The organism is Sediminispirochaeta smaragdinae DSM 11293 (assembly GCF_000143985.1).
Classification (GTDB): domain Bacteria; phylum Spirochaetota; class Spirochaetia; order DSM-16054; family Sediminispirochaetaceae; genus Sediminispirochaeta; species Sediminispirochaeta smaragdinae.
This window is the reverse complement of sequence record NC_014364.1, coordinates 4,253,246-4,279,149: the sequence shown is the minus strand read 5'-3', so window position 1 is coordinate 4,279,149 and position 25,904 is coordinate 4,253,246. Positions and strand designations below refer to the sequence as shown.

22 protein-coding genes are annotated in these 25,904 nt (G+C 52.6%); 4 read left to right on the top strand and 18 right to left on the bottom strand.

The genetic code is table 11. From position 1 onward, the window contains the following. Nucleotides 1-3: 3 nt before the first annotated feature. The 14 genes from SPIRS_RS19955 to SPIRS_RS19890 form a co-directional block, all read right to left on the bottom strand. Entirely contained in the window at nucleotides 4-1,347 is a 1,344-nt protein-coding gene (locus tag SPIRS_RS19955) for a CBS domain-containing protein (protein WP_041866149.1), read from the bottom strand. Between the two features lie 76 nt (nucleotides 1,348-1,423). Beyond that, nucleotides 1,424-2,893 (bottom strand): hypothetical protein, encoded by a 1,470-nt coding sequence (locus tag SPIRS_RS19950; protein WP_013256501.1) that lies wholly within the window; start codon nucleotides 2,891-2,893, stop codon nucleotides 1,424-1,426. Nucleotides 2,894-2,927: 34 nt separating this feature from the next. Beyond that, entirely contained in the window at nucleotides 2,928-4,019 is a 1,092-nt protein-coding gene (locus tag SPIRS_RS19945) for an ABC transporter ATP-binding protein (protein WP_013256500.1), read from the bottom strand. 11 nt (nucleotides 4,020-4,030) lie between these two features. Next, nucleotides 4,031-5,716 (bottom strand): ABC transporter permease, encoded by a 1,686-nt coding sequence (locus SPIRS_RS19940; RefSeq protein WP_013256499.1) that lies wholly within the window; start codon nucleotides 5,714-5,716, stop codon nucleotides 4,031-4,033. A 71-nt stretch (nucleotides 5,717-5,787) separates the two neighbouring features. Next, nucleotides 5,788-6,816: an ABC transporter substrate-binding protein gene (locus SPIRS_RS19935; RefSeq protein WP_013256498.1), complete on the bottom strand. Its 1,029-nt coding sequence runs from the start codon at nucleotides 6,814-6,816 to the stop codon at nucleotides 5,788-5,790. 94 nt (nucleotides 6,817-6,910) lie between these two features. Further along, nucleotides 6,911-7,609, bottom strand: a complete 699-nt coding sequence (locus SPIRS_RS19930) for a response regulator transcription factor (RefSeq protein ID WP_013256497.1) — start codon at nucleotides 7,607-7,609, stop codon at nucleotides 6,911-6,913. Next, a complete protein-coding gene (locus SPIRS_RS21900; RefSeq protein ID WP_171814790.1) occupies nucleotides 7,602-8,786 on the bottom strand; it encodes a sensor histidine kinase in 1,185 nt (394 codons plus the stop codon). The genes SPIRS_RS19930 and SPIRS_RS21900 overlap by 8 nt, the downstream gene beginning before the upstream one ends. 47 nt (nucleotides 8,787-8,833) lie before the next feature. Further along, nucleotides 8,834-9,463: a hypothetical protein gene (locus SPIRS_RS19920; protein ID WP_013256495.1), complete on the bottom strand. Its 630-nt coding sequence runs from the start codon at nucleotides 9,461-9,463 to the stop codon at nucleotides 8,834-8,836. Nucleotides 9,464-9,623: 160 nt separating this feature from the next. Then, complete coding sequence (locus SPIRS_RS19915) at nucleotides 9,624-10,511, bottom strand: IS3 family transposase (RefSeq protein ID WP_013256404.1); 888 nt, start codon at nucleotides 10,509-10,511, stop codon at nucleotides 9,624-9,626. 11 nt (nucleotides 10,512-10,522) lie between these two features. After that, complete coding sequence (locus tag SPIRS_RS19910) at nucleotides 10,523-10,798, bottom strand: transposase (protein ID WP_013256198.1); 276 nt, start codon at nucleotides 10,796-10,798, stop codon at nucleotides 10,523-10,525. Nucleotides 10,799-10,827: 29 nt separating this feature from the next. After that, nucleotides 10,828-11,235: a hypothetical protein gene (locus SPIRS_RS19905; protein ID WP_013256494.1), complete on the bottom strand. Its 408-nt coding sequence runs from the start codon at nucleotides 11,233-11,235 to the stop codon at nucleotides 10,828-10,830. Between the two features lie 96 nt (nucleotides 11,236-11,331). Further along, on the bottom strand, nucleotides 11,332-11,943 hold the full coding sequence (locus SPIRS_RS19900) for a MarC family protein (RefSeq protein WP_013256493.1): 612 nt from the start codon (nucleotides 11,941-11,943) through the stop codon (nucleotides 11,332-11,334). A 6-nt stretch (nucleotides 11,944-11,949) separates the two neighbouring features. Beyond that, complete coding sequence (locus tag SPIRS_RS19895; RefSeq protein WP_013256492.1) at nucleotides 11,950-12,738, bottom strand: SDR family oxidoreductase; 789 nt, start codon at nucleotides 12,736-12,738, stop codon at nucleotides 11,950-11,952. Further along, entirely contained in the window at nucleotides 12,722-14,317 is a 1,596-nt protein-coding gene (locus tag SPIRS_RS19890; protein WP_013256491.1) for a methyl-accepting chemotaxis protein, read from the bottom strand. The genes SPIRS_RS19895 and SPIRS_RS19890 overlap by 17 nt, the downstream gene beginning before the upstream one ends. 6 nt (nucleotides 14,318-14,323) lie before the next feature. Between SPIRS_RS19890 and SPIRS_RS19885 the strand changes: the two genes are divergently transcribed. The 3 genes from SPIRS_RS19885 to SPIRS_RS19875 are packed head-to-tail and all read left to right on the top strand — an operon-like array spanning nucleotide 14,324 to nucleotide 21,040. Continuing rightward, nucleotides 14,324-14,926 carry a flavin reductase family protein gene (locus tag SPIRS_RS19885; protein ID WP_245537635.1) on the top strand — a complete coding sequence of 201 codons (603 nt, stop codon included), beginning with the start codon at nucleotides 14,324-14,326 and terminating at the stop codon, nucleotides 14,924-14,926. A gap of 10 nt (nucleotides 14,927-14,936) precedes the next feature. Then, nucleotides 14,937-17,636 (top strand): PD-(D/E)XK nuclease family protein, encoded by a 2,700-nt coding sequence (locus SPIRS_RS19880; RefSeq protein WP_013256489.1) that lies wholly within the window; start codon nucleotides 14,937-14,939, stop codon nucleotides 17,634-17,636. Further along, nucleotides 17,627-21,040, top strand: coding sequence for a UvrD-helicase domain-containing protein (locus SPIRS_RS19875; RefSeq protein ID WP_013256488.1), 3,414 nt, complete (start codon nucleotides 17,627-17,629; stop codon nucleotides 21,038-21,040). Before SPIRS_RS19880 ends, SPIRS_RS19875 begins: the two co-directional genes overlap by 10 nt. A gap of 4 nt (nucleotides 21,041-21,044) precedes the next feature. Here SPIRS_RS19875 and SPIRS_RS19870 read toward each other — a convergent pair whose 3' ends face one another. Together SPIRS_RS19870 and SPIRS_RS19865 are read right to left on the bottom strand one after the other, a co-directional pair. Further along, nucleotides 21,045-21,989 (bottom strand): pseudouridine-5'-phosphate glycosidase, encoded by a 945-nt coding sequence (locus tag SPIRS_RS19870; RefSeq protein WP_013256487.1) that lies wholly within the window; start codon nucleotides 21,987-21,989, stop codon nucleotides 21,045-21,047. Then, nucleotides 21,976-22,917, bottom strand: a complete 942-nt coding sequence (locus tag SPIRS_RS19865; protein WP_013256486.1) for a carbohydrate kinase family protein — start codon at nucleotides 22,915-22,917, stop codon at nucleotides 21,976-21,978. Before SPIRS_RS19865 ends, SPIRS_RS19870 begins: the two co-directional genes overlap by 14 nt. Nucleotides 22,918-22,988: 71 nt before the next feature. On the opposite strand from SPIRS_RS19865, the gene SPIRS_RS19860 reads away from it, so the two are divergent. Next, nucleotides 22,989-23,558 (top strand): hypothetical protein, encoded by a 570-nt coding sequence (locus SPIRS_RS19860; RefSeq protein WP_013256485.1) that lies wholly within the window; start codon nucleotides 22,989-22,991, stop codon nucleotides 23,556-23,558. A 3-nt stretch (nucleotides 23,559-23,561) separates the two neighbouring features. Here the strand turns inward: SPIRS_RS19860 and SPIRS_RS19855 are convergent, their stop codons facing one another. Further along, nucleotides 23,562-24,593 (bottom strand): threonine aldolase family protein, encoded by a 1,032-nt coding sequence (locus tag SPIRS_RS19855; RefSeq protein WP_013256484.1) that lies wholly within the window; start codon nucleotides 24,591-24,593, stop codon nucleotides 23,562-23,564. A 13-nt stretch (nucleotides 24,594-24,606) separates the two neighbouring features. Further along, nucleotides 24,607-25,899, bottom strand: a complete 1,293-nt coding sequence (aroA, locus tag SPIRS_RS19850) for a 3-phosphoshikimate 1-carboxyvinyltransferase (protein ID WP_013256483.1) — start codon at nucleotides 25,897-25,899, stop codon at nucleotides 24,607-24,609. Between the last annotated feature and the right edge of the window lie 5 nt (nucleotides 25,900-25,904).

Below are 25,904 nucleotides of genomic sequence, written 5' to 3'. Positions count from 1 at the left end.
CGTTTAGGCGACGGGAATGCCTACCTCCTGCATGGCCCGTTGCTGTTTTCGTTTTTCGTTTTTTGCGAAGTTCAAAAAATCGGTTCTGGTTACAATACCGGCAAGGTTTCCCTCCCTGATGATCGGAAGATGGCCGATATTATTATCGAAAAGTTTCTCTTCGATTTCCCGGACCGTAGTTTCCGGAGCGGCAGTGATGAGGTTTCTGGTCATGTAGCCTTTCACCGGTGAGTGCATTTGCTCCGCCCTTCTTCCCTTCATGATGTCCCTAAGGGTGATGAAGCCGGCAAGAGCCCCGGTTTCGCATATCACGGGAATGCCGGTGTGGCCCAGCTTTTCCAGAAGTATTGAGGCTTCCAGCAAACTTGCCGTATCACGTATCGTATGGACTGGGCTACTCATAAGCTCCTCGGCCGTAATCGCCGGGGCAAGCATTTCTTCGAGGTGCTCGAGCAGCTTTTTGTGCACGAAACGTCCGTCCTCATGTTTTACCAAGGCCGAACCTGCTTTCGGATGTCCTCCTCCACCGAAGAGTCTGAGGATGTCGTTAAGGTCGATGGTATTCTTTTGATTTCGTGCAATGATGAGTGTCTTCTTCTTTTTGGGAAAATGGAATGTGGCGAAAAATAGATCTTGGTTTTCCACCTCGAACACCTTTTCCACCACCGCACCGAGCCCTTCTGTTTCCGTTTCTATCTCCCAATAACTGGTAATAACTTGATGTCCGTGAATCGAATGGTATGTCAGCCTGTTGAGAAGCTCGTGAAAGAGGGTTACCTGGTAGGTTCCCGATAAAGGCTTTAGAAATCGCTTTACCATGGAGAGGGAAGCGCCGCAGGTCAAAAGATAGGAGGCAACGGAGAAATCGACCTCCTGTACATTCTCATGAGTGAAATTTCCGGTATCGGCATAGATCCCCGCCAAAGCGACGGTAGCATCTTCCGGATCCACAGCAATCTTGCGTTGCATCAATTTCAGGCCTATCTGACTTGTATTCGCTCCGCAAGGCATGCTGTGAATAAGCGCCCCGGGAAATCCTTCCGCTTCTCCGGGATGGTGATCGAAAATTTCCACCTCATAGTTGTCGTTTTTGATGAACTGGAAATACTCCTTCACCCTCGACATTGCTCGTGTATCCACTATGACGATTTTTTCCACCGTTTCTCCCTCGAGATCCTTGGGGTTGAGAAAGGTAAGCTTATGCCGGTAGATATTGTGCATCTTGCGCGCAACAGGATGGAGAAGCCTGCTGCGTATCGCTTGATGGTCGGGAAAAAGATACTTTGCCAAGACGATCGAGCCGATACAGTCCAGGTCCATGTTGGTGTGCCCGATAATGATCTTCATCCTACCTTCCATGGTAGCAAAATCCGGCAAGTTCGCAAGTAAAAAGATGGAAAGCGGTAAAGAACTTTCAAGGGATTTATGTAGGCACTTCCTCGATCCTCTGTATTCCCTGATGGGTAAGTATAAGCCGATATCGAAAAAGTTGTTCTTCCTCTCCCTTGCTTGAAAGGACCAGAATGAGATTAATATGGTAAACTCGCTTTCCCTTGATAGCCTGGGCCTCACCCCCGTACCAGGTTCTTAACAGCTTCTTGGATGCATCCATCTCTTCCTGAAATCGGTCGAGCTTCAACCGAATGATTTCGGTTATCGCTTCCACACGGGAATGTTCTCTGAGCAGTTTGCGACTGTCGATAACCACCTCTTTCCGGAAATGGATGACGTTTTCCGGAGGAAGAATCGAACGGAAGGGATTAGAGCCTGCCTGACGCACTGTCCTTACATTTTGCGGAAGCTCTTCCGGGGAGATGATACGGACCATACTGCGTGTTTTCCCCACATGCCGATCGACCGCCCGATCTACCAATCGTTCTGTTCTGTCCGCTATGAATCGAGGCATTATTTTTACCAATATACCCCGCAGAATTTCCTTGATACGGTCTTTCAGCATGTAACTGACAACCACAATAAAGGCCCAGGGAACGCTGTAACTTGGAAAAAGATTATTTGCAAAGAAGGTGGCGACAACCGAGAAAACCATGGCGGTTGCCGCTGCCACTGCCGCCAGCATATGTCCTATCTTGCGATTGGTACCTGTTTCCTCACTGGACATATAGAGAACGGTCTGGGACCATTTTTTCAGGATACTTTCACGATAGAGCATCCCTTCGACCTCTACTTCCGTTCCGTTCGTGATAACCGACGGATAACCCATTTCTTTGCGATAATACTGCTCGTGCTCCATAAGTACCGTAATCTTTTCCACCAGTGCTTCCTGCCGGAGCATACCGTGAAGGTAAAAAAGCATTTTCTCCGCCGATAAGCTGATCGATTCGTCTGTCCACCGAAGGGCCGTTCTCAGCCGTTCGGTGATGGATGGTTCCATGAAACGGGCATGAAGGGCACGAAAAACATGGAGGAAGGTTTCGGTCTCCTTGAGAAACAATTCAATCTTCGTGATGATTGTCGGATTGGTTCCCTCTTTTGCAATACCGCTCAACAGTCTGTGGGTCGCTTTCATTTCCGCCGAAAAGAGATTTGCAAGGGTCCGCAGTTCGTAGAGTATCCGGTTTTCGTCGATATCGCTCGATAAGTTCGCCTTATCCAGAAACTTTCCGATGCGTGCGATAGGACTGATGGCGCAGTCCGGATCCATCAGCCGCGAAAGGGGAATGTACGAGATGGAAAAACGAGTATGGCTTTTAACGTCCGAGAAAAAATGGTCCACTCCGTAACGCTTGGCCGTTATACCAAGTTGTGCCGGAGTGAACATATATGTTTCAAGTGTGTAGAATGCCCGATTTTCTTTTGGATCAAGAGGATATCTGTTTTTTAACTCCAATTGGGTCTTCCCATGAGCCCGAATTGAGGATTTATATTCGGTCATTCCGTCTCCTTTCAATGCCTGACTTATTGAGCGCTTATCTCTTGTAAATTCTGAAGAACTCCTTTTTAAAGGAGAAAGCAATCTCCTGGCCATAACGATAATTATGGATCTCACCTTGGGTATTCGGCGTAATCGCCGTCATAAAACCGTCGGCGTATTCTATTTTGTATTCGGTAGTTGCCCCAAGAAAGCTACTAACCTCAATCTTACCGTTAAACGCTCCTTTTCCTGGTCTAACTTCAACCGCTTCCGGTTTTATCGCCAGGACCACTTCGTCTCCCTTTGAAAATGATTGTCCGGCGGTGGGGAGAGGAACTTGCACCTCGGATCCGAGTAGCGAGACCGAAATAAAACGATTGTCGATCTCCGTTACCACACCGTCGAAGAAATTTGCGTTACCGATAAAATCGGACACAAAGGGACCTGCGGGGTGATTGTAAATCTCCTCGGGGCTGCCGCTCTGAACAATTTTACCATTGTTCATAATAACAATAGTATCACTGATACTCAAGGCTTCACTTTGATCATGGGTAACGTAAAGTGCGGTGATACCCAAGAGTTGTTGGACCCGTTTGATTTCCGTTCGTGTCTGGATTCGTAGCTTTGCATCCAGATTCGAAAGAGGCTCGTCGAAAAGAATGATTTCCGGCTTTAAGACCAGCGCCCGGGCAAGAGCCACCCGTTGCTGCTGCCCTCCCGACAATTCTCCAGGGTAACGGTCTTCCAATCCCACAAGATTAACCATCTGTGCTGCCAGAGCAACATCATTTTTGATCACCTCTTTCGGCATTTTGCGTATTTTTAATCCGTAAGCGATATTTTCGAAAATGGTGAGGTGTGGAAAGAGGGCGTAGCTCTGGAATACCATCGGCATGTTGCGGTCGAAAGCGGGGATTGTATTTATTTTCCTTCCGTCCAGGATGATATCGCCGGTACTCTGCACCTCGAAACCTGCAACCATTCGAAGGGTTGTGGTCTTCCCGCATCCCGAGGGCCCAAGGAGTGTGACAAAATCCCCCTTGGCGATGGAGAGCGAAATATCATCTACAGCACGTACGGTATTGCCTCGTCCGTCGTGAAAGTCCTTCACCAAGTTTTTTAGCATCAGGTAATCGTTCTGTTTCATCTTCTTTCCCTTTATTTCGTCGTTCCGAAAATTTGTTCGCGTCCCAGACCCGTGAGTTTCATGATGATGAAGATGAACACCATGATGACTACAATCAGGGCGAAGGACATGACCGAGGCGACTCCCAGCCGCATAATCTCCGTCTGGGCAAGAACAAGAACCGTCATATGGTTCCAGCGTGCAGATACAAGAAAAATAATAGCGCTTATGGCCGTCATGCTTCTGACAAAGGCAAAGGTCGCTCCGGAGAAAAAGGCCGGACGGATCAGCGGCAGGGTAATCTTTCTAAAGGTAAGGGCACTGGTTGCCCCCAGGTTGATGGAGGATTCCTCGATTTCATTGGAAATCTGCTTCAGTGCCGCTATGCCTCCTTCCACTCCGATCGGAACATTCCTAAAAACATAGCAGGTGATCAGGATAAAGGCGGTTCCCGAAAGTTCGAAGGGGGCTTTATTGAAGGCTAAAATATAGCCGATACCGACGGCGGTTCCCGGGATGGCGTAGCTGAGCATGGAGAGGAACTCCATAAGATGTTTACCCGGGAAGTTCTTTCGCACGACGATGTAGGCAATGACCATGCCGAAGATAGCGGTGATGGGTGTGCTGATAATCGCAAGAAAGAGGGTATTTTTCATGGTGGTGCGCCCAACATCCCAGCTGTAGGCAAAGTGGTCGAGGGTAAGATGCCAGTTAATTCCCCACAATTTTACGAAGCTACCACTTATGATGGTGGCGTACAAAAGCAGGACAAAAGCGGAAATGATGCCGCAGACAAAGGTTAAAAGAATTGTAACTCCTTTTCCCGTTTGTGCGGTGCTTCGCCTGCTCGACTTACCGGTTACCGTGATGTAGCTTTTCTTTCTCATAATATACTTCTGAATAAAGAACACACTAACCGTGGGGATCAACAACAGAATTGCGAGGGCCGTTCCCCGGGGAAGGTTCCCCATACCGGTGAATTCCATATAGGCCTGGACAGAGAGGACATCGAAGTTTCCGCCGATAATGATAGGATTTCCGAAGTCGGTGAGGCTGCTGACAAACACGAGCAGCCAGGAGGCAAAAATCCCCGGAAGAGCAAGGGGAAGGGTAACGGTCAAGAATGCCTTTCCCCGTTTTGCTCCAAGGTTCATGGCACAGGTTTCGAGGTCCGGGTCGATACCCTGGAGGATGCCTGAAAGTGTCATGTAGGCGATGGGAAACATACTGATGGTCTGGACGATGATCAGGCCTTTTAGACCATAGATATTTGCCATGTCGATTCCCAGCAGTTTCGCCGTAATAAGTCCGTTTCGCCCAAAAAGGAGAATAACGGAAAGGGCAAACATGAAGGGTGGTGAGATGATCGGAAGAAGGGCCATCCCCTGGAAAAATTTCCTTCCGCCGATTCGGGCTCTTGTAAGGGCGAAGGCAAACAAAAAGCCGATGGCGGTTGCCAGCGTGGCTACGATCACCCCGAGGGTGACGCTGTTTCGTATCGCCCGTAAATATTGCGAATGGGTAAAAATCTGACGGTATACGTCGCCGGTAAGTTTTCCCTCCGGGGCAAGGCTCAATTTTGCTGCAGAGACGAGAGGATAGAGGATAAACAATGCCAGCAGCGCAAAGATGACTATTACGCCGATCATGAGGGCCGGTTCTCTTGTTAATTGGTAAAAACGATTATTTAGGTTCCGGCCGGTGGTCGTGGTTGTCATGCACGGTGCTCCTTACGAATAAAGACGACTATAGGGGCCGCTAAGGGCCCCTATACCTTTCCGATAGGCTATTACTTCTTTGGTTCGGTACGAGATTCACCGCCTATGACGGCGTTCCACTTTTCCACTAGGCGGGCTTTGTTGGCTGCGGCCCATTCGTCGTCCTGATTGATGGTGTTGACCTTGCTGATGGGAAGGGCACCCTTGGGAAGGGGCACATCAACAAAGGGAACGGTAAAGGCCGTGGTATAGATTTTTGCGGCGGTTTCACCAAGGGCCCAATCGTAGAGCTTCTTTGCATATGCGAGCTCTTCGGCAGGACCGTTTTTGATCAGGCTGATGGAGGCGACCTCGTAGCCTGTTCCTTCGGAGGGGAAGGTGATTTCCAGGGGATATCCTTCGGCAATCAAACGTACGCCGTCATGGGCGTATCCGATGGCAATCGTGGTTTCTCCAATGGCTGCATTCTTCCCGGGGGCCGAGCCACTTCTTGTATACTGGGTGATATTGGCGTCCAGCCGCTTCATGTATTCAAAGGCCTTCTCCTCTCCGTAGAGGGTTACCATGGTGGCAAGAACGTTATAGGCTGTTCCCGAAGATCCGGGGTTTGCCATCTGCACGTGTCCCTTATATTTGGGGTCGGCAAGTTCTTCCCAGGATGTAGGAGCGGTGAGGCCGTATTTTTCCAAGGCCTGGGTATTGCTCTCAAAACAGAGGGGACCTGCATAGATTCCCGACCAGTATCGATCCTGGTCTCTGAATTTTTCAGGCATTTTAGCGGCGGGGGAATCATAGGGCATGGTCAAACCCTTGTCCTTTGCCTCGATATGACCGAGGCCTACACCTCCGTACCAGATGCTGGCCTGGGGATTTTCTTTTTCCGCTTCCATCCTGGCGGTGCATTCGCCGGTGGAAAGGCGTACCCAATCGACCTGAATGCCGGTCTCTTCGGTAAAGGCGTTGAACACCTTGCGGGCAAGCTCTTCGTCGAGGGTGGTATAGGCGGTTACCTTTCCGGCGCTCTCCTTCTCTCCTCCTGCGAACAACGCAAATGAGGTAACAAGCAGCATCGCCAAGACAATTGCTACAACTCGTTTCATAACAGTTCTCCTCCTGTTTGGGTTTATGACTAGATCCCTTACAGTGTAGGATCTCCCCCGAACGGAGACAAGAAACAATCCGGTTACAATGGAGTTACGAAATAGTAACGGGAAGAGCGAAGCGGTAACCGCGTCCCCACTGATTGACGATGATTCGCGGATTATGGGGATCCTGTTCCACCTTGGTGCGAAGACGCTGAATATTTACCTTGATCATTTGGCGATATCCGTCCCACTCTTCGGTTCCCCACACTTCCCGAAGAATTTCCTCCCAGGTGACTACCGCTCCCTTTTGCTTCATCAGCAACACAAGAAGAAGATACTCGGTAGGAGTTAGGCGGACCCGTTCTCCCCTGCATAGCACCTCTTCGGAATCGAGGTTGACGGAAACTCCTTCGCTGACTATCCCTTGCGGCCTTTCCTCGCCATCGTTTCTTCCGATCAGGTTCGCCACCCGCAGGATTAATTCGCGGTGATTAAAGGGCTTGCGAACATAGTCCAGGGCTCCCAGCTCCAGGCCTGAAACGACGTAATCATCCTCGTCGTGACTGCTTAATATCAAAATCGGAATGCCCTTGTCTCGGAGGGTCCGGCAGACCGAAAAGCCGTCTATACCGGGTAAAGCCAGGTCCAGGACGACCAAATCGAAGTCTTCGCTGTCGGCGGTCTCTACTGCGGCTTCCCCCGTCTCCACTGTGGTAACCTGATACCCCTCGTCGGTCAGGAGAAAGTGGAGGATCTGCAAAATATGCGGCTCATCGTCGACAACGAGAATATGTTTGTCGCTATTCATTTTCGGTAACTACTCCGTCAAGGGGAAGCGTGAAGGAAACCGTGGTTCCCGAACCCTCCACCGATCCCACATAGACCTTCCCATTATGCTTTTCGATTACCCGCTTGACAATAGCCAAACCAAGTCCAGCCCCCTCGAGCTGGGCACCCGAGAGGATCCCCCCCTGAAAGAACTCGGTAAATACCTGCGGCTGCTCTCCCGTACGAATTCCGGAACCATTGTCGTTCACCGATACCACCACCGCCTGCTCGTTTTCGTTGACCGATATGATGACACTGCCCCCTCTTCGCATGTGCTTGACGGCGTTGTGCACCAGGTTGACTAGGACCTGATGTATCCATCCCTCATCGGCAGGGGGGCGGGAGAGCAGTTTCGGAAAGGAGTAACGCAGCTCGATTCCTTTAGCTTCGAGGATCGGTCGCATGTGAAGGGCCACATTCTTGATGACCTTTCTGATATCGATGGGCTTAACCTTGATGGTAAACCAGGCACTTTCTACTTTGATACTTGCCAGAATGGTATCGGAAAGGGTGACCAGCCTTTGCACATTGCTTCCCACCGAAGAGAGAAATTGGTGTTGGCGTTCTTCCAGGGGCCCAATCCTTTCTTCGATCAAAAGATCGACGGTAGACTGAATGACGGTGAGGGGGGTGCGTATTTCGTGGGCCAGGGTGGAAAGAATTGCCTCTTTTGTTTTAAGGCGCTTCTCTATTTCCAGCCGTTTCGCTTCCTGATTCCGTATCAGAAGAAGGGTAAACAAGAGGACCAACGGAGTGACAATTGCGGTCGCTGCGAAGAACGGGAGAAAGGGAGAAAGCGATAGGAGGCCCGCCGCACAGGGGCCGATCACGCTTACGGCAAAGGGAAGACGCAATTTCCAGCCGCTGTTCTGTGCTGCGTCGACGGCGATTCTTGATCCGACCAGAGGAGCGAAAAATAGAAGCGGAGTCACACCGGATGCAGCCGCCCCGAAAACGATGAAGAGTAATTCTCCGAGAAGCGCCAAGGTGGAGGGGATAATGGGAAGAAAGCGCAATCCCATGGTTGCGAATGTTAGGGCAAGGGCAAGGATTGATGCTTTCGTCGAAAACGGATAGGCGAAAGATAATGCGATGAGAACGGATAGCGCCAGAATGCGGCATCGATAATGGTCGAAACGAAGCATTATGGCTTCCATTATACTACATGTATCTACTGTCCGGAATCGTGGTGATTCCTTTACCTTTAAGCCCATGCATAAGAGGGCAGATAGTCAATCATCCACCGTAAGGGTGTAGGAATACACCTGACCCACAGCTCCCTCCCACTCCGATTCATAGGCTGATTCCGTAAGAAAAACCTCCGCCTACTGTAAAGAGTCCTCAGCTCGGACGCTATCCTCTTCCCCTCTATCCCAGCCACCACCCCATGTGTCTGCCCCCGCTTCTCATCCTTTCCCCCAACCCGATAGGGCTTCATAAAGTTGTGATAATACCGGTAGATCTCAAGCCGCTCCAGCATGTTCACCGTACTCCTTGCAAACTGGACCGTCTGCCTCACATGATCCGAGTCATCCTTCCGTATCTCCCTGTCAAGATAATTCACACTAAAGAGGGGATTACACAGATCCCGAACCCTCTTCGAGCTGATCCTGTGGTGCTCTATCATTCCTGCCATCTCTTCCGGTAGTCCCTTCATCACCCTTTTGTATTGCGTATGCTCATCGGTATAGAGTTTCACTGTACTCCGCCCCGATTGCTCGGTCAGGGCAAGCACCTTTGCCACGACATTCTGAAACGACTGATAAACACTTCCTCTATAGACCTTTAGCTTCTCCTTGATCACCCTGTTTTTCTTCTTCTGATAGCAGGTCATTCGTCCCTTTCTGGTCAGCTGTGCATAGTCGGAGAGGAACCAGAACTGGGAGTCTTTTCCTGCCAGGATGTGGATGTTGTTGGGGAGGTACTGGGAACAGACAAAGCTTTCAATGGAAAAGTCAAAATAAGTGCAGACCCCAAACGCCCCAAATGTTATGCTAAGCAGCAGCCTGTCTTGCTGCGGCCTGAATCCTGAACATAGTCGGCGGTAAGCCGCCTTTGTTCACCGTGCTTATACGCTGTCGGTTGTAGTATACCATGACGTAGCGCCAGACTATGGTTTTTACATCTTCCCTAGTCCTTTTCATGGTGTTCATTTGATACAGTTTTTCCTTTTTCAGTGTCGCAAAAAAGCTTTCCATACGCGCATTGTCGTAGCACTTCCCCACATCGCTCATACTCTGTACAGCGTGGAATCCTCCGAGTGTTTTCTTGTACAACTCACTGGTGTACTGACTTCCCGCATCACTGTGAATAATTACCCCACTTCCCGGATTCCTGGTTCTATATGCCTCCTTCACCGCTTGTATACAAAGCTCTTTCTTCATGGTGCTCTCCATTGCCAGTGCAATAATCTCTCCACCAAAGCAGTCAAAGATCGGGGCTATGTAAAGTGTGCCGTCTAAACAGGGTATCTGCGTTATATCAGTAAGCCATTTCTCATTCGGACCCGTTGCACTAAAGTCCCTCTGGAGAAGGTTCTTCGGCCTCTGTGCTTTTTCCTCCGCTTTTGTCACTCCCTCCGGTCTTCTGGGGCTTGCATGAAGAAGATTTCCCTTTCTCATGGCTCTGATGACTGTTGATCGTGATACTCGCTCTCCCCGTTGCTCCAGTGCTATCAGGATTCTCTTTATCCCATAATTCTGATTATCCGGGTGCTCATCAAGAATCTTATGGATTTTGACCAGAAGAAGCTGCCATGCTTTCGGCTTATTACCCGTGCGTTTCCACTTGTAATATCCTGTTTCGCTGACTTTTAGGGCTTTACACATCCGCACAACTGAAAATCTTTTCCTTCCCTTTGTTTCTCGGATGTATCCGAACATGCTCCTTTTGCTTACTTCTTCCGGTCTTTTACGAAAAAACCCAGGGCATCCTTCAGGATCTCATTCGCTTCCTTCAACTCATGTATCTCCTTGAGCATGTGCCGTTCCCGTTCCGTCAACGGTAGTATTTCAGGTTCTGCCGAACCCTCCTTTTTCCGGTTTCTGCTTTTCCTCCAGTCCATTAGTGTCCCGTAAATGATTCCCAGCTGTTCCGCTGCTTTTTTTACTCCAATCTCATCCGACAGCTTTAATGCTTGCTCCCTAAACTCTTCGTTATAACGTCTCATAAATCCACCCCTTTTATTTTCGGGTGTTTTTAGACTGCACTTTTAGGATAACCCTTCACAAAGCCGTCTGCGACCAGGTCTTCGTGGAGGTTCATGTCTGAGGTGAGGGAGGCGGAAGAGGCAAGGCACTGGTGGGAAAGGCGACGGATACGGTCTGAGATGGTGGAGCATGAGACCTTAAGGATACGGGAGAGGTCTCTGATACCGGAGCTGGTGACGAGGTGAGAGAGGATGGTTGTGTAGGGGAGGTGGAAATGGGTCCAGTAGTCGATGCTGAAGGTGCGAGTGGAGAAGGAGAGGTGGCAGGTTTTGCATTTGAACTTTTGGATGCGGGGAGAGGTTTGGGTGGAGTAGGAGCCTGTTCTAAAGAACCAGTGGCCGGAGGGAGAGAAGTGGTTGAGGCAATGGGGGTTGGGGCAGAAGGGGGGATGGAACATGGGAAACTCCTTTTTCGTATTGTTCTTACTATAAGTAACTACGAGAAAAGGAGATTTTATTCATTTTCCACCACGATTCCGGACACTAGTTACAGGCTACATGAGCAGCCTGATATCAAGTACTCCGTTTGCCATCATCTGTACCCCCATCGTGCAAACGATCAGGCCTGTAATCCGAATCAAGGCTCCCATGAGATTGTAACGATTGAGAACATTTCCGATTTCCTCGCTGAACAGCATCACAATCATATTGACGGCGATAACCATCACGATGGCCGTCAGCACACTGCCGATTCCGTACATGGTCTGGAGGCTGACCGAAGCGGTGATGGTGGCGGGACCGGCAATCATCGGACTGGCAATGGGAACCACCGATGCATCGTGCAGTTTCTGTCCATGGCTTAGTTCGAAGAAAAGCCCTTTATTCAAAGCAGTGTAGCCTCTGACCGCAAGTATGAAGCCTCCGGCAAGCTTGAAGCTGTAGAGTTCGACATGGAAGAGCTTGCTGAGAATGAAGTTACCGGTCAGGCCGAAAATGAGGAGGATCCCCATGGCAATGACCGAACTTCTAAATACCACCCTGTTGACCTCCCCGCGGGGGTACTCCTTTGACAGGGTGGCAATAACGAATACCTTGCTGATCGGATTGATCAGCGCCAGCAACATGAGAAAACTGTTGAAGAAATCATTACCGTTAAAGAGTTCCATAACGGCTTACCATACTGTATGCATGGCGCCCCCGTCTATGGTGAATGAGTGACCTGTTACGTAAGATGCGGCGGGGGAGAGGAGAAAGGCCGCCGCCGCGCCGAACTCTTCTGGTTCCCCATATCGGCCTGCCGGAATCTGTGTCTGCCGTTTTTGCCTCATCGCATCTACGGGAATATCTTCTATCTCTGCGGCATTTTCATCCAGTTTCCTGAGGCGATCGGTGTCGAAATAACCTGGTATTATGTTGTTAACTCTAATTTTGCGAGGGGCGAGCTCTCTGGAAAGGCTTTTGACAAGACTTGCCACACCGCTGCGCATGACATTCGACAGGATCAAGTTTGCGATTGGTTCTTTGATAGAAGAGCTGGTGACCGTTAAAATTCCTCCACCTCCGGAGGCAAAATGCTCCACCGCCTCCCGAATAAGACGAATGGATGAGAGAAGCGTCAATTCAAAAGCATCCTGCCAATCCTCGTCTGAAAAATCTGAAAACCCTCCGGGAGGAGGTCCCCCTGCGTTGACTAAAAGCCCGTTCACGGCTCCGGCAGCCTTTGTCCCCTCTCCAATCCAGCGACGTATTGAAGCGTATTCCCGCATTTCCAGCGGTAACCCGATGCACGTTACCCCGCTTTCTTTTGTAATTTTCTTGGCTGCGGCCTGAATCGCATCCTCGTCTCTGCTGCCGATGACCACTTTGGCTCCCTCTTTCGCGGCTGCCATGGCCGTTGCAAAGCCGAGCCCCCGACTCGCGGCTGCGATAAAGAGCGTTTTTCCCTTAAGCTTCAGATCCATATTCAAGCTCCTTCCTCTCTGTGGTATGAAAGTAATTCAAGGTTTCCCGAAGACGTTCCGCCTCATCCGCAAGGGCTTTTCCCGTTGAGGCGATCTCTTCGGATGCCGATGCATTTTGCTGGGTCACCCGGTCCAATTCCAGCATGGACTGATTGATCTGTTCCATCCCGTGGGTCTGCTCCTTTGAGGCGGCACTGATCTCCTGGATCAATTCGTTTGTCCGCTTGATTCTCGGGATGGTATCTCCGACGGTTTTTCCGGTATGTTCCGCGACTCTGCCGCTTTTTGCCGATAGCTCCAGAATCTCAGCGGCGGCACTTCGGCTTCTGTCTGCGAGTTTTCGAACTTCCGAAGCAACCACGGCAAAGCCTTGTCCTGCATCTCCTGCCCGGGCCGCCTCAATGGCGGCGTTCAGGCTAAGGAGATTTGTTTGCCTGGCGATCTCGTCTATGATGGTGATATTGTCGGCGATGGTTTTCAGCGTGGCAATCGATTCCTCCACCGCGGTGCCGGTTTCTTCCGCACTATGTGAGGCCTCCTCGCTGAGCTTTTCTGTCTGCCGGGCGTTATCGCTGGTTTGCTGAAGGGTTGAATTCATCTCTTCGATCGAGGCTGAAATCTCTTCAACTGCGGCGGCCTGCTCGCTGGCTCCCGAGGAGATTTGTGAAACGGTGGAACTCAATTCCCCGCTACTAGCGGCAAGACGGCTTGCCGTTTCCTGGATCTCTTCGAGAATTTGGGTTAAGCGACCGGCCATGGTGGCCAGGGCCTTATTGAGTTCTCCTGTTTCGTCGGAGTGGATGTCGTCGATCTCTACGGCAAGATTACCGTTCGCTATCTGCTTTGTAACGGTGATGGCCTTGGACAAGGGCCGGATGATGCTCAGACGTATGGCAAGAGTAAGAGGGAGAATAATCACCAGGAGCATGAACGACACGCCGAAAAGAATGCCAAGGGTTAGCTTCTTTACTTGTGTATCGAAGAGGGCATGGATCGCCTCTTCTTTTGCCTGTACATTGTCGATGTAGATTCCCGTACCTATCCATAGATCGGTTCCCGGGATAAGCTCTGCATAGGCAAGTTTCGGCTGATTTCCGGCTCCGGGCTTCTCGAATATATAACGGACGAAGCCCCCTCCCGAGGCGGCGACTTCTGCCATTTCCTTCACATAAAAGACGCCGTTTGCATCCTGATTTGCTGAAAGATCCTGGCCCTGTAGTTCCTTTTTTGGAGGGAGAGCGAGGTTTACGGTGCCTCGGTAGACGAAAAAATACCCCGATTCGTCTTCTTCGAAGCGGATCTCATCGACCATTGCTCTGATCAATTCGATCTGCTGTTGATAGTAGGCTATATGCGATATGGCCGAACCGATGGAAAGCGCCATAGAATGGGTTGCAACCCGTAGCTTCTTTCGCTCCCCTTCGATCATGATGCTTTGAGTCTCTTCCGCGGCTTTTTCTTTCAGCGAAAGAGTCCCAAACCAATAGACAGTAACTACGGCGGCAATAGAGAAAAGCATCAACACGATGATGGCAAGAATGCGGCCGCTGATCCTAAATCGTCGCAGGTAGCTAACCATACCTCTATGGTAGTTTTTTCAGAGATGCTTGGCAAGAAAAAAACCATCGACCATAATGGTGAGGTACAAAGGAGAATGACCGTGGACCATGCCACGACATACCTTACAAAGGTTGACATCAACTCGCTTCAGTTCAACCCCTGTATAGAGATCGGTAGAAACTGGATGCTGATTACAGGCGGGAGTCCCGATGCCTGGAATACCATGACTGCCAGTTGGGGAGGGATGGGGCATCTCTGGAACAAGGATGTTTGCTTTATCTTCGTCAGAAGGAATCGGCATACCTGGAAGTTTATACAGGAAGGAGAGCTCTTTGCCCTTTCATTTTTCGATGCATCATGGAAGAAGGCCCTTGCCTACTGCGGTTCTGTATCGGGTCGGGATGTGGACAAGACCGTGGAAACGGGACTGCAGCCGCTTGCCCTTCCGGGAGGTTCGGTAACCTTTCGTCAGGCGAGGCTCGTAGTGGAGTGCCGGAAGCTTTATACCGGGCAAATAGCTCCGGAGGGGTTTCTCGATCCTTCCCTCCTTGATTTTTATCCCGAAAAGCAGTGGCACGACATGTATGTCGGAGAAATAATCGGGCTTTTTTCCGGCCGAACCGAATAGGAGTACCGGAATGTTTGACGGAATCGACCGCTTTATTGCCGAGACCCTTGGGAAATCGGCGAGCTGTCGCTTTGTATTTCCCAGCCAGGTGGTGGCCGATTCCCGTCTCGCTCGTGCCCTTCAATTCGGCGCTGCGGCTGCGTTAAGGAAGGACCGTTTTATCAGCTGGGACACCTTCAAGGAGAAGGTGTTCGATGAATCCCGCAAACAACGCCCGGTAAATGGAGCCCTGCGTATGCTCTTTGCCACCGCTCTCCTTGACGAAAACAGCAAGAGCAGTCCACCCCTTTTTCAGCGTATTGTTCCCGTCGATTACGCCGAACTCTCCCGTTCCTACCGTAGCCTTGTCACCTCTATCCTTCCGCGTCTGGACGGATTCCTGCGGGAGCTTGACGGCTCCGGTCTCAGAAATCGCTTCCCCAGGGCGCTTATTACGGATATCGATCTGCTTGCCTCCCGTTATAAGCGGTTTCTGTCCGAGCGGAATCTTTTCGAACCGGGTGCCGCTCTGCCGGAGCCTCGGCCCCTGCCGGGAATCAGCTGGATACTCTTTTCCGAGGTGCTGGAGGATTTTGGTGAATATGAATCCTCCCTTTCCCGCTGCGGGGGAATCAGAATTCTCGACACCGATGATTACCTTCGGCTCGATGATTCCGTCCACCCGGTTCTGTTGCGGTATCGAACGGCTGCCGCAGAGCTTGCGGCCTTGATTGAGCGGATTGCCGCCCTTTTACAATCAGGTGAGGATCCCAGGGAGATAGCGATTACCCTCCCCGACGATAGGGAGTGGCGCCCTCGTCTTGCCGCGGCCGCCGCCGATCGTTCGATTTCCTTGCGTTTTCGAGGGGGAGAGCCGCTTAGCGAGAGCGTCCCCGGGCGGTTTTTTCGTGCTTTGTGGGAGACTTCATCCGGTGACTGGGCCTTTGATCAGGTAGAAAATCTCTTCATGAATCAGGCCGTTCCCTGGCGCTCGGCCGGTTTGGTCAGACGGATTGTCCGTTTCGGCCGGGACTATTTTTGCCATAAGGGGGCCCGCCTCTGGGAGCAGACCCTCTCGCGGGCGGAGCATCCTGTTCTCGCATCGACCTTCGTCTCCCTTCGGGATGGCATTAGGCAGCTTACCGGGGCAGAGAGTTTCGCCCTGCTTCGGGACCGAATGCAGCCCTTCCTCAGAACCCATATCGATCCCGATGGCTGGGCTGATGATGATCTGCCCGTGCTGCAGCGTTGTCTGGAAAGCCTCGGAGAACTTGCCGAAGCAGAAACTTCCGCGGGCCTGGGGGATCTTGGAGCCGTTTTCCCTCTCTGGCTTTCCTATCTGGAAGGTCGCCAATACGTAAGGCGCCAGGCGCGAATGGGTATTTCCGTCTATCAGTACCGGGTTTCCGCCGGTATCTCGCCGAAGTACCATTTCCTGCCCGGTTGCGGGCAGGAAAAAAGTAGGGTCCTCCTTCACCGTTACTCCTTCCTTTCGGAAGAAGAGCGCAAACAGCTTTCCGGAAGCGAAAAGGATCTCTCTTCCGCCTTTCTGGGACTCTACGCCTCGGCAGGAAGCGGCGCCGAAATCTCCTTTGCCGACGAAGGCTTCGGCGGACCGGATCTACCGCCTTCGGAATTGATCGACTATGAAAGGTCCGGGGAAGAGTCCGGAGACGAGAGTTTCAGCGATCCTTTTAAGAATGAGATCTCCTATTGGGCCGGAGGGAGACTGCCAGCCAGCCTTTGGCCCCTGCAGCAAAAGGGACTTCTACGCTATCTTGCCACCGGAGGGGCCGGCAAACGGGTCGATTTCACCATTCGGAAGGTAGAGGACGACAATCTTCTGCGAAGCTTGCTTTCCCGCCTTGCCGGTGGGCGGGATGAGATCGAAATCAGTCCCGCCATGCTTGAGGCCTTCTGGTCCTGTCCCTTTGCCTTTCTTGCAGATCGCTGTCTCAAGGCCCGAGAGCCGGAACTCGAACTGCGTTTTACCGATCCCCGTATTGTGGGAAACCTCTTTCACACGGCGGCGGCACGTTTTTTTTCCGATACATCTGCCGAGGATGCAGATGAACGAATGGAGCAGCTCCTTTCCAGGCTCTTTTCCAACTGGCATCGAGGCCCGGAGCCGGTGCCTCTCCCTCCCGTTGCCGGTGCTATGGAACGCTTTGTCCGTGCCGGGGCAAAGGCCTTGGTTCGGGAGTTTTACGACCATTTTTCCGCTTTTCGTCCCATGGATGTGGAAAAGGGAATGAAAAGCCCCCGAAAGGGTCGAGGTATCTCTCTGGAAGGTGGCCGTTGGAAGATAAGCATAAGCGGCCGTCCCGACTGGATTGGACGCAGTGCCTCCTCTTATCTGATCATCGACTACAAAAAGCGACTTTTCTGGAAAAAGGGGCAGCTGTTACCCGATGATGAGAGTCTTCCCCAATCCTTTCAGATGGCCCTTTATCGGAGCCTGCTTAGGGAAAATGGCTTTGGTGAGGCCGCCGCTGCCTATTTCGATATGACCAGCGGCCTTTTTCAGCCGGTATGCGGGACAGAGGAGAAGCAGTGGTTCGATGATGAGCAGAGTCGCTTGCTTTTCGATCGCCTGGATCAGGCTCTTGATGCCATGACGGCAGCCCTGGAGGATGGAAGCTTTTTTCTCCCCTCCGGTCACTGTGACGGCTGCTCGCTTCGCGGGGCCTGCAGAATGCGGTTTCATATGAAGGATGTACGATGTCGATGAAACTTGATCCCCAACAACAAGAAGCAGCCTTTACCCACCATTCCGCAGTCGTTTCGGCCGGAGCCGGTTCGGGAAAGACGACGATCCTTTCCCGCCGTTTTGTCTACCTCGTCGAGACCGGACGAGCCTCGGTCGATGAGATCCTTACCCTGACCTTTACCCGAAAAGCGGCCGCAGAGATGTACGAGCGGATCTACCGCGAACTGAGGAACGCCGTCCCCGATGCTGCAAAGGCCTATGATCAGGCAACAATTTCCACGCTCGACAGCTTCTGTGCCCGTATTGTCCGGGACAGGAGCGACCGCTTCGGAATCCCCTCGGATTTTGTTCAGGATGATCAGAAGGCCGAAGATATTGCCAGGGCGGCTGCCCTTGAAACCCTGCTTCGGCATCGTGGAAGCGATGCTCTCGAGCAGTATATCGATCTTTTCGGCTTCGAAGGGGTTCTGGAAGGGCTTTTTGTTGCCCTGGCCACCAGATATTTTACCTTTGCCGATACCGATGGCATGGGAGAGCTTCTTGCCCGACAGGAAGAACACCTGCGCAGCGAAATTCCCCGTCTGCTTTCCGGTCTTGATGCCCTAAGTCAACAAATTCTGCGCCTTGATCCCGGTGCACACAAGCAGATTGCCGATGCCCATGCGCTCTTTTCCGAGCACGACATCGGCGAGCTATTCGAAGCCGGTGTCGACCGGCCGGATGATCTCTCTGTCCTCCTTTCTCAGCTTACAGCGGATTTGAAAAAGCCGAGGGGGAGGATCGCCGAGGGCAACGTCGACGCTCTCGAATATCGGGATCTTGTGGAGAACTGGCGGGAAGGTGCGGGGCTGGCGGTCTCCGCCGCGGAAACCCTCTTGGCCTGGCCCCTGTTTCAGGAGTTGGGAGAGGTGATCGATCGCTTTCGCAGCAGCTATGAACAGGAAAAGCGTATGACCGGGATCGTTACCTTTCGGGATGTCCCTGCCATGGCCGTCCGTCTTCTCGAAGAGGACCCGGAGTTTCGCAGCAGCTGGAAACATGCCTTTCGCTATATCATGATCGACGAGTTCCAGGATAACAACGATCTTCAGCGTAAGCTTCTCTACCTTTTGGCCGAGAGGCCCGAACGGATGGAGAAGGGCGTACCCCGTGCAGATGAGCTTGTTCCGGGAAAGCTTTTTTTTGTCGGTGATGAAAAGCAGTCCATCTACCGTTTCCGAGGCGCCGAGGTGGGGGTCTTCAAGCGTCTGGGGGAGGAGCTGGTCTCCGCCGGAGGCGTTTCCCTCGATCTTTCCCGTAACTATCGGAGCGAACCGGCCTTAATCGGTTTTTTCAACGACTTTTTCCCCCGGGTTTTTGCCGATGCTGACCGGTCCTACGAAGCCAGATTCCGCCCCCTTTCCAGCCGGGAAAAAACCGAGGGTGTTTCTCCAAGGATTTCCCTCTTTTACTACCCCGGATCTTCCGAGGAGGAGGCTCTGCCTGCTCCGGAGGCTGAGGCGTGGTATCTTGCCAGGCGCATACGGGAGATGGTGGAAAAAAAGGAGCTGACTATCGCAGGAGGGGCTGCAGATTACGGTGATATTGCCCTTCTGATGCGCTCCAGCGGGAATCAGATCAGTTTTGAACGGGCCTTCCGCCGCCTGGGCATCCCCTACACGGTACAAAGCGCCCGGGCTCTCTTTCTTGAGGCTCCGGCGAGCGATTTTTATCAGCTCTTACAACTGGCCCTCTATCCCGAGGACCGGCTTGCCTATTTTTCTCTGCTGCGTTCCCCCTTTGCCGCTCTTTCCGACGATGTGATCGCCGCCGTCATGCTCCGTGAACAGGAAATACATGCCGCTCCCTTTGCTCTCGACCCCGATGATCCGATCCTGGGTGATGAGGGGGAGCGATATCGTCTTGCAGGTCAGGCCTGGCGAATGGTCAGGCAAGAGGCCGACCGGGTTCCGATTAGCGAGCTTATCCGTCGCCTATGGACCGGCTTCGGCTATCGCTATGCGGTGCTTCGCAATCCCGACTACCATGTCTATCTCGAGTATTACGATTATCTTTTCGAATTTGCCCTTCTCGCCGACAGGCGGGGCGAGAATCTTGTTACCTTTCTTAGGTTTCTTCGAAAAAACCTCGGCAAGTATGAGAAGGTCGAAGAGGTGGAACCATCCCGGCAAGAGGAGCGGGGGGTTCGTATCATGAGCATTCACAAATCAAAGGGACTTCAATTTCCCGTTGTCTTTGTGGCGGGTTGCGGATCAACCGGAAGAAGGGAACATGAGGGGGCTTCTCCCTTTCAGCTCCATCCCGAACTCGGAGTGACGCTGTCGGCTCCATCCCGGGAGCGTAAGAGCGGCAAGGCCAATTTCTTCTACCGCCAGGGGCTTGAACTGGAGAACGAGCAGGAGGTTGCCGAGCTCAAACGACTGCTCTATGTTGCGGCGACCCGGGCCGAGTGCCACCTCTTTTTTTCCGGCTATCATGGCCGGAGCAATAGGAAGATGGATGGGCTGGGGCGCTTTGCTCTTTTGAATTGGATCGGAAAAGGATTTGGGGCCGAAAGCGACCAGTGGGAGTGTGATCCAGCCTTTGAGAGCCATATCGAAATCATCCCCCCTGTGACGATCGAAGAGATAGAGAGGAATGTAGTAAGCAAAAGACAAGGCCCGCCACTACCGGAAGCAGCGGAGGAGTATCGAAAAGCCGAAATTCTCGCCTTTCCCGCCCCTGTCGAAGCCTTCTCGCCCAGTCTTGTCTCCGCCGCAATATCGCGCCTCTCTGTGCCCCAGATGGCGGACCTCAAAGGACAACGGGATCTATCGGCTTCGGATAGTGAACTTCCGGTCGACCGTTATCTCGGCGGAGAGGAACGCATTACCGCCTTCGGCTCCCTTTGCCATCGTCTTATCGAGGAGGGTATTACCCAGGGGGTGGTAAAGGGCGATGTTCGGGACCTTCCCACACCCTTCCGCGCCCTTTCGGATAAGGCCTCCTCGCTGATTCTCGATACCGCCGTCGATCTTGCACGTTCTTTCATGGATGCTCCTTTCGGTCGCTTGGCACGACAGGAGCAACAGGCAGGAGGTTCGGTGAGCGAAGTTGCCTTTCTCTTTCTTACTCCCGCCGGCCGTTTTGTCGACGGCTCCATCGACCTCCTCCTTGAGAGAGGGCCGGACGGTGGAGCTGAGGCTGTGGTGGTTGATTTTAAAAGCGACCGGGGAGATGATCCTGAACACCATCTACCTCAGCTTGCCATGTATCGTGAAGCCGCTTCTCATTTGACGAAAAAACCGGTGCGAACCTTCCTCTGGTACTTGAGGAAAAAGAAGGCCGTCGAAATCGAGACCGATGGCCTGGATTGCGACGGCCTGATCGACCGCTATCTCGAGCTGAGTGACCGGTCAGAAGACCATTCGAACTCGAACCGGTAAAAGCTTATTCTTCTTCGCTGAGGGCCTTTGCGATGCCTGCGGCCACGGTCGCATTGTTTTTCACCAGGGCGATGTTTGCCGTGAGGCTTTCTCCTTCGGTAAGGCTTTTCACCTTGTCGAGGAGGAAGGGCGTGATTTTCTTGCCCCGTATGTTAAGGCGGTCGGCCTCTGCAAGGGCTGCCTCGATTGCTCCGTTTATCTTCGCCGTTTCCATGGAATGGGCCTCGGGGATCGGATTGGTGATCAGAACACCCCCTGAAAGACCCGCCTTCCACTTTGCATCGAGGATGTGTGCTCCCTCTTCATAAGAATCGATTCGATACTCCAGGGAAATCCCGCTTTTTCTGCTGTAGAAAGCCGGAAGTTCATCGGTACCGAAGCCAAGCACGGGAACGCCCATGGTCTCCAGATATTCCATGGTAAGCGGAAGATCGAGGATTGCCTTCACGCCCGCACACACCACGGCCACATTGGTTTTTGCCAATTCCTGAAGATCTGCGGAGATATCGAAGGTCGATGGTGCACCCCTGTGAACGCCGCCCACGCCTCCGGTTGCAAAAAGCTTGATACCCGCCATGGATGCGGCGATCATGGTTGCCGCCACCGTGGTTGCGGCGGACATCTTCTTTGCGAAGACCACTGGCAGGTCTCTGCGGCTTGCCTTTACGATACCCTTTCCGGTGGAAAGAAAATCAAGCTGTTCCTTGCTGATCCCTATTCGTATAAGTCCGTCGATAACGGCAATGGTTGCAGGGACGGCGCCTGCCGATCTGACGGCCTCTTCCAGACCCTCGGCGGTTTCCATGTTCTGGGGCCAGGGCATGCCGTGACTGATGATGGTCGACTCGAGGGCAACGATGGGCTTCCCTTCCTCCGCCGCCTGGCATACTTCTTCTCCGAAGAGGAGGGGATATGCTCTCTCAACGGCCTTTGTATTAATGCGTTTCATCTATTCGCTCCTTCAGGCTGGACACGTTCATCTTTGGTGATACGCTTAGATCCGATTCCAAGGTGAGAGACGCAGCGGCGAGACCTGTGATCAGCGCCCGTCTCAATCCGGCCTCTGTTTCACCAACGCTATTTTCCTCGGAAATGAGAGCGTAACAGAAACCTGCGGCAAATGCATCCCCTGCACCTCCCACATCATGGACAACGGTCGGCAGGGCCCCCATCGGAAAGGGCTCGATCGCCAGGTCGGGAGGGGGAAGGAGGGCAGCTCCGTTCGACCCAAGGGTAACCACGCAGCCGCATCGGGGAATGCCATGCTCCCTTTGCCCTATAGGCGTTCCCGGGAACAGGGCCTGCCATTCGTCACGATTTGGGAAGAGCCAGCGGATCTTCGAAAGATAGGGGGATAACCGAATGGCCTTGGATACGGATACCGGGTCCGCAGCAACGGGCACCCCTGCTGCCTCCGCTCTTGTAACCAGCTCTTTGATGAGAGGCGTGGGAAGGTTTGCATCTATGATGAGAAGTGCCGCCTCTTCAATGGAACGAAACCAGGACGCGGAAACCTCGCATGTCAAGCTTTCGGTTGCAGACATATCGGCAACTGCCATCACCAACTCTCCCTTTTCATCGAGAATAGAGAGATAGCATCCGCTTGGCTGCCTTGCGCTGCGAATGACGAGTGAGGTATCGATTCCGCTTTTTTCACAGCTCTCCAGGATAAAACGTCCTTGCGTATCCTCTCCCACTGCTCCGCACAGCCGTACCCGTGTTCCCAACCGGGCGAGATTCTCCGCAATGTTGCGCCCTACTCCTCCGGCCGCATTACTCACCCTGCCGGGGTTGGAATCACCGGGGATTGCTTTTGCGAAGGGAAATCCCTTTATATCTATATTGATACCGCCTGCAACGATGATGTTTTCTTTCATGTCGGCAGTATAGCCCTCCCTACGGAGGCCGTGAAGTGGAATATCATGTGTATGGATGATATCTTTGAGGCATGAAACAGAGAACGAATTGCTATGTGATCATCACCATTATCATGGTTTCCGTCTGGTTTTGGGGCTGTACAACCCCTGCCGAGCATGAGGGAAAAGGAGAAAAGAGCGTCCCGGCTCTTCCCGAGGTTTCAAGGGCCAAGCAGGAGGTGCCTACAATAGCCTTCTCTCCGCTTACAAACAGTGAAGAGCTCAGTGCTGCCCTCGGCATTCCTCTTTCGGTGGAAACCGAACAGCGTGCCAATCGACACAACCCCGATGTGACCGATTTGATCATCACCTATACCTACGATGGGATCACCTTCGTCCTTCAGCGATCCGGTTACGACGGGCGGGAGTTCCTCATGAACGTTTTACTTACCGGAAGTGGGTGGGCCATCCCCGAAGGGGTTTCGGTCGGTAACGACAGAGGGGACCTCCTTCGTACCTTTGGTGAGAGCAACAGGGTGGAAGATGACCGCGTTATATATGAACGTCCTGCCTCTCTTGGGACTTCGGCAATGGTACGCTACACCTTTGTTTTCAGCGGCGAACGTATCAGCTCCATCGAGATATCGACCTTTCCCCTCTAAGGTTCATATCGAGCAGTTGCTGATCACCTTGCAGATCTCTTCTGCATCCTGATCATCTATACCGAGATGGGTGACCATTCTGATGGTTTTTTCTCCCGAGGGGCCGCAGACTATTCCTCTTTTTTTGAGAATTGCGGCTACCTGTACCGCATCGTGATTGGGTGTATCAAAGTAGAGGATATTGGTTTCGACATCCGACGGATTGATCGTTGCCCAGCTTTTTTCTGTCAGGGCCTGGGCAATCTGGGATGCATGCCTATGGTCGTCGGCAAGACGTTCGATGTGGTGTTCCAATGCGTAGATACCAGCCGCAGCCATGAATCCCGCCTGGCGCATGCCTGCTCCGAGCATCTTCCGAATCCGTCGTGCCTCTTCGATGAATTTTGTAGAGCCGCAGAGAACCGCACCGACCGGGGCCCCAAGCCCCTTTGAAAGGCAGAAGGTGACGGTGTCGACCAAGCCGCAGTAGCGTTTCGCCGCTATTCCCTTTGCAATGCAGGCATTGAACAATCTGGCACCGTCCATATGAAGCAGAAGGTTCTGTTTCTTTGCAAAGTCACTGACAGCCTTCAGTTCCTCAAGGCTCCAACAGCTGCCGCCTTCCTTATTATGGGTATTCTCCACCGAGATCATGGAAACGCGGGGCATGTAGTAGATATCCGGCCGCACATGCTTTGCAAGCTCGGTCGGCTCTATAATACCGCGCTCTCCTTCCACCGGGACAATAGTTACTCCTGCAAGGGCCGCAGCCGAAGAGAGTTCGTAGTGGAGGATATGGCTGTTTTTTTGGGCAAGGATCTCGTTCCCTCGACCCCCGTTTATCATCAGCGGAATGAGATTTCCCATTGATCCCGAAGGAATAAAAAGAGCGTCTCTTTTTCCGGTGATTTTGGCCGCAAGCTCCTGGAGCTTGATGACCGTGGGGTCCTCACCATAGACATCATCGCCGACATCTGCACGGTACATCGCCTTTCGCATGTCCCGGGTGGGAAGGGTGATGGTGTCGCTTCTCAGATCGTAGAATTTTTGTTTCATAGCCGAAATTCTATCACACTTTGCGTATTGAATCGAGGAGGGAAAAGAAGTTCGGAAAGGTGACGGCCACCGCCCCATCATCGTCGATAATCACCTCTTCCCGTGCGCCCAGGGCTGCAATGGCCTCGGCCATGATCACCCGGTGGTCGCCGTGACCTCGGACGTTGCCTCCCGAAAGCCCCTTGGGCCCTCTGCCCGAAATAAGCAACCCATCTTCCAGTTCCCTAATCTCGGCACCTATGCCTGTCAGTTCCTGGGCCATGACGGCGATACGATCGGTCTCTTTAATCCGGGCCTGTGGTACATTGGTCAGCTGTGTTTCTCCCTTTGCAAAACAGGCGGTCGCCGCCAGGGCAGGGAGGGCGTCGGGGATGGAATTCAGATCGAAGGTACCGCCGGAAAGTCCCTCTTCGGGGCCTTGGATTTCGATTCCCCCATCTTTGGGACTAACACGACATCCCATCTTCTCCAGGATGGGAAGAACCATCTTGTCACCCTGAATATCCGTGGGATCAAGCCCTTTAAGAAATAGCTTGTCGCCGGTGATCGCCGCCGCACAAAAAAAGAAGGTGGCGGAGGAAAAGTCGGCCGGAACTGCGGCGCTGAAGGGCTTGTAGTGCTGCCCTCCTGGGACCAGAAACCACTCTAAGCCCCGCCTCTGGTATTCGATTCCCTGGTCGTCGAGCCATTTGAGGGTCATCTCGACATAGGGACGCTCGTAGAGTAGGGATACCTCAATCTCTGTGCTGCTGCCCGAAGGGGTAAGAGGGGCTGCCAAAAGGAGGGCGGAGAGGTACTGGCTTGTGGGGCATGCGATGGATACTTTTCCTCCCTGTAAGGGGCCTTTCACCGTGAAGGGAGCGCAACCGGCCTCCCCCGATTCGATGATTTCGGCGCCCAATCCTCTCAGCGCATCGAGAAGAGGAGCGGCACTTCTCCGTCGAATCTGTTCATCCCCATCGAAGCTCACCGCCTTGTCCGATGCCGCGGCAACGGCCGCCGCAAGGAAGAGAGAGGTCCCACTGTTTCCCACATCGATATGTGCCTGATTCATGGCACCGCCGGTACCCTCTACAATCCATCTTCCCTGCTCTTCCGTCACACGGGCTCCCAGACTGCGGCAGAGGGAAAGAGCTGCCCGTGTATCCGAAGAATCGAGGGGATCCTGGATGATCGAGCGACCCTGTGCGGCGCTTGCAATGAGCAGGGCCCGTATGGTGTGGCTCTTTGATCCGGGGATTTTGAGGCTTCCGGAAATTCTTCCTGGCGATACGATCCGTTTCATGGCGTTCGATTGTACGAGCATAGAAC

Coding starts and splice junctions, on each gene's coding strand:
- SPIRS_RS19940 (WP_013256499.1), bottom strand. CDS start 5,716: ATGACAACCACGACCACCGGCCGGAACCTAAATAATCGTTTTTACCAA.
- SPIRS_RS21900 (WP_171814790.1), bottom strand. CDS start 8,786: ATGGAAGCCATAATGCTTCGTTTCGACCATTATCGATGCCGCATTCTG.
- SPIRS_RS19910 (WP_013256198.1), bottom strand. CDS start 10,798: ATGAGACGTTATAACGAAGAGTTTAGGGAGCAAGCATTAAAGCTGTCG.
- SPIRS_RS19890 (WP_013256491.1), bottom strand. CDS start 14,317: ATGGTTAGCTACCTGCGACGATTTAGGATCAGCGGCCGCATTCTTGCC.
- SPIRS_RS19870 (WP_013256487.1), bottom strand. CDS start 21,989: ATGAAACGCATTAATACAAAGGCCGTTGAGAGAGCATATCCCCTCCTC.
- SPIRS_RS19875 (WP_013256488.1), top strand. CDS start 17,627: ATGTCGATGAAACTTGATCCCCAACAACAAGAAGCAGCCTTTACCCAC.
- SPIRS_RS19900 (WP_013256493.1), bottom strand. CDS start 11,943: ATGGAACTCTTTAACGGTAATGATTTCTTCAACAGTTTTCTCATGTTG.
- aroA (WP_013256483.1), bottom strand. CDS start 25,899: ATGCTCGTACAATCGAACGCCATGAAACGGATCGTATCGCCAGGAAGA.
- SPIRS_RS19935 (WP_013256498.1), bottom strand. CDS start 6,816: ATGAAACGAGTTGTAGCAATTGTCTTGGCGATGCTGCTTGTTACCTCA.
- SPIRS_RS19895 (WP_013256492.1), bottom strand. CDS start 12,738: ATGGATCTGAAGCTTAAGGGAAAAACGCTCTTTATCGCAGCCGCGAGT.
- SPIRS_RS19865 (WP_013256486.1), bottom strand. CDS start 22,917: ATGAAAGAAAACATCATCGTTGCAGGCGGTATCAATATAGATATAAAG.
- SPIRS_RS19855 (WP_013256484.1), bottom strand. CDS start 24,593: ATGAAACAAAAATTCTACGATCTGAGAAGCGACACCATCACCCTTCCC.
- SPIRS_RS19920 (WP_013256495.1), bottom strand. CDS start 9,463: ATGACCTGCTATCAGAAGAAGAAAAACAGGGTGATCAAGGAGAAGCTA.
- SPIRS_RS19860 (WP_013256485.1), top strand. CDS start 22,989: ATGAAACAGAGAACGAATTGCTATGTGATCATCACCATTATCATGGTT.
- SPIRS_RS19885 (WP_245537635.1), top strand. CDS start 14,324: ATGGTAGTTTTTTCAGAGATGCTTGGCAAGAAAAAAACCATCGACCAT.
- SPIRS_RS19880 (WP_013256489.1), top strand. CDS start 14,937: ATGTTTGACGGAATCGACCGCTTTATTGCCGAGACCCTTGGGAAATCG.
- SPIRS_RS19950 (WP_013256501.1), bottom strand. CDS start 2,893: ATGACCGAATATAAATCCTCAATTCGGGCTCATGGGAAGACCCAATTG.
- SPIRS_RS19945 (WP_013256500.1), bottom strand. CDS start 4,019: ATGAAACAGAACGATTACCTGATGCTAAAAAACTTGGTGAAGGACTTT.
- SPIRS_RS19905 (WP_013256494.1), bottom strand. CDS start 11,235: ATGTTCCATCCCCCCTTCTGCCCCAACCCCCATTGCCTCAACCACTTC.
- SPIRS_RS19915 (WP_013256404.1), bottom strand. CDS start 10,511: ATGTTCGGATACATCCGAGAAACAAAGGGAAGGAAAAGATTTTCAGTT.
- SPIRS_RS19930 (WP_013256497.1), bottom strand. CDS start 7,609: ATGAATAGCGACAAACATATTCTCGTTGTCGACGATGAGCCGCATATT.
- SPIRS_RS19955 (WP_041866149.1), bottom strand. CDS start 1,347: ATGAAGATCATTATCGGGCACACCAACATGGACCTGGACTGTATCGGC.